Raw genomic sequence first — 11,498 nt, 5'->3', positions numbered from 1 at the left:
AGGTTAAGTCGAGGAGACGGAGCCGCAGCGAAAGCGAGTCTGAATAGGGCGTTTGAGTATGAGGTCGTAGACCCGAAACCAGGTGATCTACCCATGTCCAGGGTGAAGGCAAGGTAACACTTGCTGGAGGCCCGAACCCACGTACGTTGAAAAGTGCGGGGATGAGGTGTGGGTAGCGGTGAAATTCCAATCGAACCTGGAGATAGCTGGTTCTCTCCGAAATAGCTTTAGGGCTAGCCTCAAGGAGAAGAGTCTTGGAGGTAGAGCACTGTTTGGACTAGGGGCCCTCATCGGGTTACCGAATTCAGACAAACTCCGAATGCCAATGACTTATCCTTGGGAGTCAGACTGCGAGTGATAAGATCCGTAGTCAAGAGGGAAACAGCCCAGACCGCCAGCTAAGGTCCCCAAGTATCCGTTAAGTGGAAAAGGATGTGGAGTTGCTTAGACAACCAGGATGTTGGCTTAGAAGCAGCCACCATTTAAAGAGTGCGTAATAGCTCACTGGTCGAGTGATTCTGCGCCGAAAATGTACCGGGGCTAAACGGATCACCGAAGCTGCGGATTGACATCTTTGATGTCAGTGGTAGGAGAGCGTTCTAAGGGCGGTGAAGCAAGACCGGAAGGACTTGTGGAGCGCTTAGAAGTGAGAATGCCGGTATGAGTAGCGAAAGAAGGGTGAGAATCCCTTCCACCGAATGCCTAAGGTTTCCTGAGGAAGGCTCGTCCGCTCAGGGTCAGTCGGGGCCTAAGCCGAGGCCGAAAGGCGTAGGCGATGGACAACAGGTTGATATTCCTGTACCACCTTTTTACCATTTGAGCAATGGGGGGACGCAGGAGGATAGGGTAAGCGCGCTGTTGGATATGCGCGTCCAAGCAGTTAGGCTGGGGTGGAGGCAAATCCTTCATCCTAAAGCGGAGCTGTGATGGCGAGGGAAATGTAGTACCGAAGTTCCTGATTCCACACTGCCAAGAAAAGCCTCTAGCGAGGTAAAAGGTGCCCGTACCGCAAACCGACACAGGTAGGCGAGGAGAGAATCCTAAGGTGATCGAGAGAACTCTCGTTAAGGAACTCGGCAAAATGACCCCGTAACTTCGGGAGAAGGGGTGCTCCTAGGGGTGAATAGCCCTAGGGAGCCGCAGTGAATAGGCCCAGGCGACTGTTTAGCAAAAACACAGGTCTCTGCGAAGCCGCAAGGCGAAGTATAGGGGCTGACGCCTGCCCGGTGCTGGAAGGTTAAGAGGAGCGCTTAGGTGCAAACCGAAGGTGCGAATTGAAGCCCCAGTAAACGGCGGCCGTAACTATAACGGTCCTAAGGTAGCGAAATTCCTTGTCGGGTAAGTTCCGACCCGCACGAAAGGCGCAACGATCTGGGCACTGTCTCAACGAGAGACTCGGTGAAATTATAGTACCTGTGAAGATGCAGGTTACCCGCGACAGGACGGAAAGACCCCGTGGAGCTTTACTGCAGCCTGATATTGAATGTTGGTGCAGCTTGTACAGGATAGGTAGGAGCCTTGGAAACCGGAGCGCCAGCTTCGGTGGAGGCATCGGTGGGATACTACCCTTGCTGTACTGACCTTCTAACCCGCACCCGTAATCCGGGTGGGAGACAGTGTCTGGCAGGCAGTTTGACTGGGGCGGTCGCCTCCTAAAGAGTAACGGAGGCGCCCAAAGGTTCCCTCAGAATGGTTGGAAATCATTCGTAGAGTGTAAAGGCACAAGGGAGCTTGACTGCGAGACCTACAAGTCGAGCAGGGACGAAAGTCGGGCTTAGTGATCCGGTGGTTCCGCATGGAAGGGCCATCGCTCAACGGATAAAAGCTACCCCGGGGATAACAGGCTTATCTCCCCCAAGAGTTCACATCGACGGGGAGGTTTGGCACCTCGATGTCGGCTCATCGCATCCTGGGGCTGTAGTCGGTCCCAAGGGTTGGGCTGTTCGCCCATTAAAGCGGTACGCGAGCTGGGTTCAGAACGTCGTGAGACAGTTCGGTCCCTATCCGTCGCGGGCGCAGGAAATTTGAGAGGAGCTGTCCTTAGTACGAGAGGACCGGGATGGACGCACCGCTGGTGTACCAGTTGTCTTGCCAAAGGCATCGCTGGGTAGCTATGTGCGGACGGGATAAGTGCTGAAAGCATCTAAGCATGAAGCCCCCCTCAAGATGAGATTTCCCATCGCGCAAGCGAGTAAGATCCCTGAAAGATGATCAGGTTGATAGGTCCGGTGTGGAAGTGTGGCGACACATGGAGCTGACGGATACTAATCGATCGAGGACTTAATCAAAATATACGGTTTGTTTTCTCTATTATCTGGTTTTGAGGGAATGAAACATTTCTCTTAACTGAATACTTGTCTGGTGACGATGGCGAAGAGGTCACACCCGTTCCCATCCCGAACACGGAAGTTAAGCTCTTCAGCGCCGATGGTAGTAAGGGGTCTCCCCTTGCAAGAGCAGGACGTTGCCAGGCAACCAAAGACATTCTCATACGAGGGTGTTTTTTTTGCTTTATTCCATTAAATGCCGAAGGCATTAAAGAAGAAGCACACACAATATAAGCGAGGATCAGGAGGACCAAGAAGATCGAGGAATCGAACGAGCGCGGATGACGAAGAGATTCGCCGGTCATCGTGATCCGCAGCGCGAACACGGAAGTTAAGCTCTTGCGCCGATGGTAGTAAGGGGTCTCCCCTTGCAAGAGCAGGACGTTGCCAGGCAATCAAGGACATTCTCAACTGAGAGTGTCTTTTTTTGTTTTTATTTAAGTTATTCATTATTGATTTTCGAGTAGGTAGGAGAATTAATAGGCGGGTAATTTCCTGCTAATGTATTTTGAGGAAGCTTGAAAGGAGATATAAGCGGAAATATTCCGATTAACTGCTCTAAATAAGACAAAAACCAAGAAATTGGATGGTATAGACGGAAATACTTCCCTTATATTAAAGCAAATATGGGTATTTCACAATTTAAACGGAATTTATCCGTGTATTTTTTAAGTACAGTGCAATCAGCATACAGGTAAAAAACCGCTTAATATATAAATGGCAACTGGGATTAAAAGAATCATTGCAGTCTTAACCTTTATGTAACTATTTTTAACCAATAAGAAACGAATCCCTTTATTGAATTGTTTATGATGTCTATAGAAAGAAAAAAACAAAAAAACGAAAGAGGGATTTGTAAAATGGAAATGAGTATCTCCGTAAAAAAATCATCATGGGTCATCGCAATTGTCACAGCCTTAGCACTTATGTTTTCATCTTTGTTTAGCTTGAATGCAGATGCGGCAGCACAGACAAAGGGAGAGAAGGCAGCGGCCTATGCACAAACGTTGAAAGGGAAACCGTTTAAATGGGGTGGAACGACGACAAAAGGGTTCGATGCTTCTGGCTTTACTCAATATGTGTACGCTAAAAGCTTAAAGGTACAGTTACCTCGTACAAGTGCAGACCAATATAAAAAAGGGAAAAGCGTCAAGTTAAAAGATCTTAAAGCAGGGGATTTAGTATTTTACAAAACAAATGGTAAATCTGTTTCATTTGTCGGTATCTATGTTGGGAAACAACAATTTATCGCTGCAACATCGAATGGAGTTAAAATTCAATCCATGAACCTTACGTACTGGAAATCAAAGTATGTTGGCGCAAAAAGGAATGTAAACTAAAAATCTACAGGAGAGTCTATCATGAAGCGGGCAAAGATAAAGGAACTTATTCACTTTTTGATCTATTTACTTATAGCGGTGTCCCTTTTCGGGATGGTCACTCTCCTCGTTGTCTTTTTCTTTATACATTTTTGATCTTCGTAGTGTAAAACTTACGAAGATTTTTTTATTTGTTAGGAATTTAGATTACTCGAATCCAGGTGGATGGTTGCGTTCTGTAACTCTGATTTCCCTAGTTTTCATAGGACAATAAAAAGATTTTTCTCCTAAATTGTATTTTATTTATTCCATAGGGGTAAATGGATATAAAGAAAACATATTTTGGGGGAAGATTCATGTTGGAAAACAGTTTTGTCATGGTTGCTATTATTTTAACGATTAATGTTGTTTACGTCTCATTTTTCACAATTAGAATGATTTTGACCTTAAAAGGCTATAGATATATTGCGGCTTTTATAAGTATGATCGAAGTAATCATTTATGTTGTGGGTCTCGGGCTTGTACTCGATAATCTTAATCAAATTCAAAATTTGATTGCTTATGCAGTGGGCTACGGTATTGGTGTCATTGTTGGGACAAAAATTGAGGAAAAAATGGCTCTCGGCTATATAATGGTGAATGTAATTACAAAGGAATACGATCGAGATCTTCCGAAACAATTGAGGAATGAAGGATATGGGGTGACTAGTTGGGCAGCGCAAGGATTGGAAGGCGATCGAATGGCGCTTGAAGTATTGACCTCCAGAAAAATGGAATTGCAGTTGTATCAAAAAATAAAAGAATTAGATCCAAAAGCGTTTATTATTGCCTATGAACCGAAAACAATCTACGGTGGATTTTGGGTAAAGGCTGTAAAGAAAGGGAAATTGCCTAGGTGAAGTTTATGAAAAAAGAATTTGAAGTAATGGAAAACGAAACGATCAGTGAGTGTTTAAGTAGAATGGAAAGTGAGGGGTATAGGGTTATTAAACGAATAGAAAAACCAATTTTTAAAGAGGAGATCTCTAAAGGTGAAACTAAATACATTCCAATTTCACGAAAAATAATATTCTTAGGGGAAAAAGAGTCCTAAACACGAACATTCGGATTTTACATATTAAAAATGTTCGATTTTTAGTTGACATTGTATCCTTTCGTTTGTTAAGATTAAGTTGTATTAAACCTCGTATATCATGGGAATATGGCCCATAAGTCTCTACCCGATTACCTTAAATAATTGGACTATGAGGAAAGTGGAATTTGGGAAGCATTTGTGTGCTTTTTTCAAATGCGTTTTCTATACCCGGATCGACTGCTTTCTTTTACAGAAAAGCAGTTTATCCGGATTTTTTATTTTGTGGACGGAGGGATTAACTTGAACACCGAAGTCGGAATCATTATGGGAAGTACATCTGATTGGGAAACGATGAAACATGCTTGTGACATACTGGATGAATTACAAGTTCCGTATGAAAAGAAAGTAGTTTCGGCACACCGGACACCTGATTTAATGTTTGAGTATGCTGAAACGGCGAAAGATCGCGGATTGAAAGTCATTATTGCAGGTGCAGGAGGTGCAGCACATCTTCCAGGCATGGTTGCGGCTAAAACAATTTTACCTGTGATTGGAGTTCCCGTTGAATCCAAAACTCTTAAAGGACTGGATTCCTTATTATCGATCGTGCAAATGCCTGGAGGAGTTCCAGTTGCGACAGTAGCGATTGGAAAAGCTGGTGCTACAAACGCAGGACTTCTTGCAGCTCAAATTATTGGAATTGAAAATAGTGATGTGGCTGATCGTCTTGAAAAAAGAAGAGATGAATTAAAAGAAAAAGTATTGGAAAGCAGTGATCAGCTTGTCTAAACAGTTTATTAAACCAGGACAAACAATTGGTATCATCGGCGGTGGCCAGCTTGGCCAAATGATGACTTTTTCAGCAAAAGAAGCAGGATTTCGAGTTGTCATATTGGAGCCGACTCCTAATTCACCAGCTGGACAAGTGGCTGATGAGCAAATTGTAGCAGCATATGATGATCGCGATGCACTTTTACAGTTAGCTGAAAAAAGTGATGTTGTTACATATGAATTTGAAAATATAGATTTTAAGGCATTGGATTGGCTTTTGGATAAAGCGTATATTCCGCAAGGTGCGGAGTTAATTAGAGTGACGCAAGATCGGATTTTGGAAAAGAAAGCTTTGACGGAAGCAGGTGTTGATGTTGCTCCATATGCCGTTATTAATAGATTGGAAGATTTGGAGATAGGAATAAGGGAAATTGGTATCCCATCGGTCTTGAAAACATCTCGTGGTGGCTACGACGGGAAAGGGCAGTTTGTAATAAAAAATCAAAAGGACATTGGAAAAGCAGCGGTGCTATTAAAAAATGGACCGTGTGTCCTTGAAGCATGGATCTCTTTTGAAAAAGAAATATCTGTTGTTATGACGAGAAATACGTCTGGCCAATTGAGTTATTTTCCAGTAGGAGAAAATATTCACGTCAATAATATTTTGCATCAAACGATTGTGCCGGCGCGTGTTTCGGATAATGTGGAAAATAAAGTGGCTGAATTGGCGCGTAAAATTGCCAATCATCTTAGTTTGGCAGGTACATTGGCGGTTGAACTGTTTTTAACAGAGGATGAAAAGATCTATGTGAATGAACTGGCGCCAAGACCTCATAATTCCGGACATTATACAATTGAAGCTTGTAATCTTTCACAGTTTGATCAACATATTCGTGCCGTTTGCGGCTGGCCACTACAGAACGTGAAGCTTTTACAAAATGCCATCATGGTTAATGTTTTAGGACAGCATGTAGATGGGGTAGTCGATGAAATTACGAAACGCCCTGATTGGTCGGTACATTTTTACGGAAAAGAAGAAGCGAAGCATAATCGTAAAATGGGTCATGTAACTGTGTTAACTGATGATATAGAGGAAACATTAAAGGATTTAAACGAAACTAAAATCTGGAGGAGACATGATGATGTATAAAGTTAAGGTATTCGTAACGTTGAAGGAAAGTGTAATTGATCCACAAGGTTCTGCAGCGACAAAGGCATTACAAAAACTAGATTATCCTGAGGTTCAAAATGTGCGTGTTGGCAAATATATAGAGCTTACTCTTAATAATACAGATCAAAATATTGAAGAAACTGTACACAATATTTGTAAAGAACTCCTCGTTAATAAAGAAGTAGAAGATTATCGCTTTGAAATTGAGGAGGTTGTTGCACAGTGAAATTCGCTGTCGTCGTTTTTCCCGGAACAAGCTGTGAAGTCGATACGTATGACGTAATCAAAAATAAATTGAATGAAGAAGTGGAATATGTAAGTCACCTAAATGAAGACTTAGACGAATTTGATTGTGTTGTCATTCCAGGTGGAGCTTCCTACGGAGATGCCGTTCGTCCAGGTGCTGTAGCTAGTATGCAGCCAGTTATGAAAGCTGTAAAAAAGGCAGCTGAAGCGGGAAAATTAGTTTTCGGAATTGGAAATGGTTTTCAAATTTTGCTCGAAGCAGGTTTGTTGCCAGGGGCAATGCTTAAAAATAAAACACTTAAGTTTGTTTGTAAGCCTACCTTGTTAAAAGTAGAAAATAATGACACGGCTTATACTTTTGGGTATGAAAAAGGAGAGCAGCTAAATATTCCGATTGCTCACGGAAAAGGTAACTATTATTGTGATGAAGCAACTCTTGCCGAGTTAAAAGAGCACAATCAAATCATTTTTACTTATACATCAAATCCGAATGGAAGCGTTGAAAATATTGCAGGCATTACGAATCAACAAGGAAATATTCTTGGGATGATGCCTCATCCAGAACGTGCAATAGATTCATTGTTTGGCAGTGAAGATGGTCTTAAAATCTTTCAATCGATCGTAAGAAACTGGAGGGAATCACATGCAACAAACGCTTGAGCCAAATCCAACACAAATTAAAGACGAAAAAATATATCGTGAAATGGGTTTGACAGACGAAGAATTTGCCTTAGCGGAAAAAATGCTCGGCAGAACTCCGAATTATACGGAAACCGGTCTGTTTTCGGTTATGTGGTCTGAGCATTGCAGCTATAAAAATTCCAAACCAGTTTTGAAAAAATTCCCGACAAAAGGTGAACAAGTTCTTCAAGGACCTGGGGAAGGGGCCGGGATTGTCGATATTGGCGATAACCAAGCTGTCGTATTTAAAATCGAAAGCCATAACTCACCATCAGCAGTAGAACCTTATGAAGGTGCGGCAACTGGAGTCGGAGGAATTATCCGTGACGTATTTTCGATGGGCGCAAAACCAATTGCTTCATTAAATTCACTTCGTTTTGGTGAACTTGATACTCCTAGAGTACGTTACTTACTAGAGCAAGCAGTTGCAGGGATAGCAGATTACGGAAATGCCCTTGGGGTCCCAACTGTTGGCGGCGAAATTCAATTTGACGATGCTTATAAAACAAATCCACTCGTAAATGCGATGGTAGTTGGATTGCTTGATCACGAACATATTCAAAAAGGCCAAGCAAAAGGTGTCGGCAATACAGTGATGTATGTCGGTTCTCCTACAGGTCGTGATGGAATTCACGGAGCTACTTTTTCATCAGTAGAATTGGCAGACGAGGAAGAAGAAAAGGAAAGGGCTGCAGTACAGGCCGGAGATCCTTTTACAGAAAAAATGTTGATGGATGCTTGTTTAGAGCTTGTTAAATCTGATGCATTAATTGGAATTCAAGACATGGGAGCAGCGGGTTTGACGAGTTCTTCAGCAGAAATGGCGAGTAAAGCAGGCTTCGGCGTTGAAATGAATCTTGATTTAATTCCACAGCGTGAAGAAAACATGACAGCATACGAAATGATGCTTTCAGAATCACAAGAGAGAATGCTTATCGTTGTGAAAAAAGGACGCGAACAGGAAGTCATCGACCTTTTTGAAAAATATGACCAAGAAGCCGTTTCTGTAGGAACTGTGACAGATGATAAAATGCTTCGCCTCCTTCATAAAGGGGAAGTTGTGGCGGAAGTTCCTGCGGATGCATTAGCAGAAGACGCTCCGGTGTATTATAAGCCTTCAGAGGAACCAGCGTATTATCGTGAATTCCAAGCGATGGAGCAAGAAATTCCTGAAGTATCTGACTACAATGAAGCTTTACTGAACCTTTTACAACAACCAACGATTGCAAGTAAAGAGTGGGTGTATAGCCAATTTGATCAACATGTTGGGGCGAATACGGTTGTCAGCCCTGGCTCTGATGCAGCTGTTGTTAGAATTAGTGGAAAAAATAAGGCGATTGCGATTACGACAGACTGTAACTCAAGATATATTTATTTAGATCCTGAAGTTGGTGGGAAAATTGCTGTTGCTGAAGCAGCAAGAAACGTCGTTTGTTCAGGTGCGAAGCCACTTGCAATTACAGATGGCTTAAACTTTGGAAGCCCTGAAAAGCCAGAAATTTTCTGGCAAATTGAAAAATCAGCTGCAGGTATTAGCGAAGCGTGTATCGCGCTTGAAAGTCCAGTTATTGGTGGGAACGTATCTCTTTTCAATGAAAAAGGCGGAAAAGCGATCTACCCAACGCCAATCATCGGTATGGTCGGTTTGATCGAAGATTTATCTTACATTACAACGCAGAACTTTAAATCTGCTGGCGACCTCATTTATATTGTTGGAGAAACAAAAGATGAGTTCGGCGGAAGTGAGCTGCAGAAGATGGTTAACGGCAAGATTTTCGGTAAAGCTCCAGCGATTGATTTAGAGGTAGAAGTAAAAAGGCAAAAGCAAATTCTTGAAGCGATTCGCAGCGGATATATTGCATCTGCACACGACGTTTCAGAAGGTGGAGCGGCTGTTGCCATTGCAGAGTCACTGTTTGGTACAGATGGACTCGGGGCAGAAGTGAATCTGGCAGGAAACGAAACAGCAGCATTATTTGCAGAAACACAATCCAGATTTATTTTATCAGTGAAAAAGGAACATCAAGCGGCGTTTGAGCAATTGGTGGAAGATGCTACCTTGATTGGAGAAGTTACGGATCGCGGAGTGTTAGTAATCGAGGGTTCAGAAAAACAATTAATTTCTTCTGAAGTGAAGACATTGGAAGATGCTTGGAAAGGAGCCATTCCATGTTTGCTGACATTAAAGGGCTAAACGAGGAATGCGGCGTTTTCGGAATATGGGGTCACCCGGATGCTGCTAAAATTACGTATTACGGTTTGCATAGTCTGCAGCATCGCGGTCAAGAAGGTGCTGGAATTGTTGTAACAGATGGTCATCGCCTTAAAGGCATTCGCGGTGAAGGTCTTGTGAATGATGTTTTTAATGAAAAGAAGCTTGATAGCCTTCCAGGCAAAAGTGCTGTTGGCCATGTTCGATATGGTGGAGCTGGAAAGGGAGGGTTGGAGAATGTCCAGCCTCTCCTCTTCCATTCGCAAAACGGGAGTTTGGCACTTGCGCAAAATGGCAATTTAATCAATGCGAATGACTTAAAACATCAACTCGAGATGCAAGGAAGTATTTTTCAAACGACTTCTGATACAGAGGTTCTGGCACATTTAATTAAAAGAAGCGGCTATCTAACGTTTAAGGATAAAATGAAAAATGCTTTATCCTTAGTAAAAGGTGCTTATGCACTTATTCTTCTGACTGAAACAGAATTAATAATTGCCTTAGATCCAAATGGATTACGTCCACTTTCTATCGGAAAAGTCGGTGACGCTTACTGTGTATCATCGGAAACTTGCGCTTTTGATTTAATTGGGGCCGAGTTTGTCCGCGATGTGGAACCCGGAGAGCTCATTATTATAAATGACGATGGTTTGCATGCTGAAAGATTTACACTTTCTTCATCAAATGCCATGTGTACGATGGAATACGTATATTTTTCCCGTCCTGACAGTGATATAGAGGGAATTAATGTCCACACAGCAAGAAAGAATCTCGGTAAAGTACTGGCGCGTGAAGCCCAAATCGAAGGCGATGTCGTAACTGGGGTGCCGGATTCAAGTATTTCTGCAGCAATCGGTTTTGCAGAAATGGCAGGACTTCCATATGAAATGGGTTTGATTAAAAACCGCTATATTGGAAGAACATTTATCAAACCATCCCAAGAGCTACGTGAACGCGGCGTTAAAATGAAGCTTTCTCCTGTTCGAAAAGTAGTCGAAGGAAAGCGCGTAATTATGGTGGATGACTCAATTGTCCGTGGAACTACATGTAAAAGAATTGTCCGCATGCTAAAAGAAGCAGGAGCAAAAGAAGTTCATGTGTGCATTAGCTCACCGCCAATGAAAAATCCATGTTTTTATGGAATTGACACATCGACACATGAAGAATTGATCGCTTCTCAACATAGCGTAGAAGAAATTCGTGAGATCATTGGTGCAGATTCCCTTACATTTTTAAGCGTGGAAGGAATGCTTGAGGCGATTGGACGTAACGGTTACGGCAAGAATTGCGGACAATGTCTTGCTTGCTTTACAGGCGAGTATCCTACGGAAATTTATCCTGATACTTTATTACCGCACGAGAAGGAATTGTACAGTTATTAAGAAAAGCGGAAGCGCCTGTTCATCGACTTACAAATTTCAGGGTCCAAGACTTGCGATAAAAGAAACACGACGAGGTTGGAGAAGCGGAAGTCTCCTGAGGAGGAAGGAAAGCTAAGGGCGCAACGTCCTGTTGCAACGCCTTCCTGATCCACATCCTGCGGGCCTCCGACAAGCAAATGTTCTGATGCAAAAAAGTCCGTATTTTGACTTTTATTGCAGCTGGTTTATGACCTCGAGGGGCTGGCGACTGCAGCTAGACAAGACGAGCCGATGTTGACTTACGCAAAAGAGAAAGACAAGAAGTTTGCTAGTCG

The 11,498-nt window shown here is 42.9% G+C and carries 9 protein-coding genes, 2 rRNA genes and 1 riboswitch; all 11 genes read left to right on the top strand.

Annotated features, from left to right (window positions below; translation table 11 throughout):
- A 23S ribosomal RNA gene (locus KHA96_RS20100) occupies window positions 1-2,288 on the top strand; the annotation flags it as partial.
- A gap of 69 nt (window positions 2,289-2,357) precedes the next feature.
- Window positions 2,358-2,473: ribosomal RNA gene (gene rrf / locus KHA96_RS20095) — 5S ribosomal RNA — on the top strand.
- A 714-nt stretch (window positions 2,474-3,187) separates the two neighbouring features.
- Window positions 3,188-3,667 carry a C40 family peptidase gene (locus KHA96_RS20090; RefSeq protein ID WP_349305807.1) on the top strand — a complete coding sequence of 160 codons (480 nt, stop codon included), beginning with the start codon at window positions 3,188-3,190 and terminating at the stop codon, window positions 3,665-3,667.
- 335 nt (window positions 3,668-4,002) lie between these two features.
- Complete coding sequence (locus KHA96_RS20085; protein ID WP_213131072.1) at window positions 4,003-4,545, top strand: DUF2179 domain-containing protein; 543 nt, start codon at window positions 4,003-4,005, stop codon at window positions 4,543-4,545.
- Between the two features lie 5 nt (window positions 4,546-4,550).
- On the top strand, window positions 4,551-4,739 hold the full coding sequence (locus KHA96_RS20080; protein WP_213131071.1) for an NETI motif-containing protein: 189 nt from the start codon (window positions 4,551-4,553) through the stop codon (window positions 4,737-4,739).
- 71 nt (window positions 4,740-4,810) lie between these two features.
- Window positions 4,811-4,911, top strand: a riboswitch (purine riboswitch).
- Window positions 4,912-5,021: 110 nt separating this feature from the next.
- On the top strand, window positions 5,022-5,510 hold the full coding sequence (purE, locus tag KHA96_RS20075) for a 5-(carboxyamino)imidazole ribonucleotide mutase (protein WP_213131130.1): 489 nt from the start codon (window positions 5,022-5,024) through the stop codon (window positions 5,508-5,510).
- The gene (gene purK, locus KHA96_RS20070; protein WP_213131129.1) at window positions 5,497-6,642 is read left to right on the top strand and encodes a 5-(carboxyamino)imidazole ribonucleotide synthase; all 1,146 of its coding nucleotides are present in this window, start codon (window positions 5,497-5,499) and stop codon (window positions 6,640-6,642) included. Before purE ends, purK begins: the two co-directional genes overlap by 14 nt.
- Complete coding sequence (purS, locus tag KHA96_RS20065; RefSeq protein ID WP_213131070.1) at window positions 6,635-6,889, top strand: phosphoribosylformylglycinamidine synthase subunit PurS; 255 nt, start codon at window positions 6,635-6,637, stop codon at window positions 6,887-6,889. The genes purK and purS overlap by 8 nt, the downstream gene beginning before the upstream one ends.
- Entirely contained in the window at window positions 6,886-7,569 is a 684-nt protein-coding gene (purQ, locus tag KHA96_RS20060) for a phosphoribosylformylglycinamidine synthase subunit PurQ (RefSeq protein WP_213131069.1), read from the top strand. Before purS ends, purQ begins: the two co-directional genes overlap by 4 nt.
- Window positions 7,553-9,784, top strand: coding sequence for a phosphoribosylformylglycinamidine synthase subunit PurL (gene purL, locus KHA96_RS20055; RefSeq protein ID WP_213131068.1), 2,232 nt, complete (start codon window positions 7,553-7,555; stop codon window positions 9,782-9,784). Before purQ ends, purL begins: the two co-directional genes overlap by 17 nt.
- Window positions 9,760-11,184, top strand: a complete 1,425-nt coding sequence (gene purF, locus KHA96_RS20050; protein ID WP_213131067.1) for an amidophosphoribosyltransferase — start codon at window positions 9,760-9,762, stop codon at window positions 11,182-11,184. The genes purL and purF overlap by 25 nt, the downstream gene beginning before the upstream one ends.
- The last annotated feature ends 314 nt before the right edge of the window (window positions 11,185-11,498 follow it).

It is taken from the genome of Bacillus sp. FJAT-49711, from assembly GCF_018343715.1.
Lineage (GTDB): Bacteria > Bacillota > Bacilli > Bacillales > Bacillaceae_C > Lederbergia.
Note: the sequence above shows the minus strand (reverse complement) of the source record. Positions and strands in the feature narration are given on the sequence as shown.

Excerpts from the sequence above, each read along its gene's own strand:
- KHA96_RS20090 (WP_349305807.1), top strand. The coding sequence starts at position 3,188 with ATGGAAATGAGTATCTCCGTAAAAAAATCATCATGGGTCATCGCAATT.
- KHA96_RS20080 (WP_213131071.1), top strand. The coding sequence starts at position 4,551 with ATGAAAAAAGAATTTGAAGTAATGGAAAACGAAACGATCAGTGAGTGT.
- purF (WP_213131067.1), top strand. The coding sequence starts at position 9,760 with ATGTTTGCTGACATTAAAGGGCTAAACGAGGAATGCGGCGTTTTCGGA.
- purL (WP_213131068.1), top strand. The coding sequence starts at position 7,553 with ATGCAACAAACGCTTGAGCCAAATCCAACACAAATTAAAGACGAAAAA.
- purS (WP_213131070.1), top strand. The coding sequence starts at position 6,635 with ATGTATAAAGTTAAGGTATTCGTAACGTTGAAGGAAAGTGTAATTGAT.
- KHA96_RS20085 (WP_213131072.1), top strand. The coding sequence starts at position 4,003 with ATGTTGGAAAACAGTTTTGTCATGGTTGCTATTATTTTAACGATTAAT.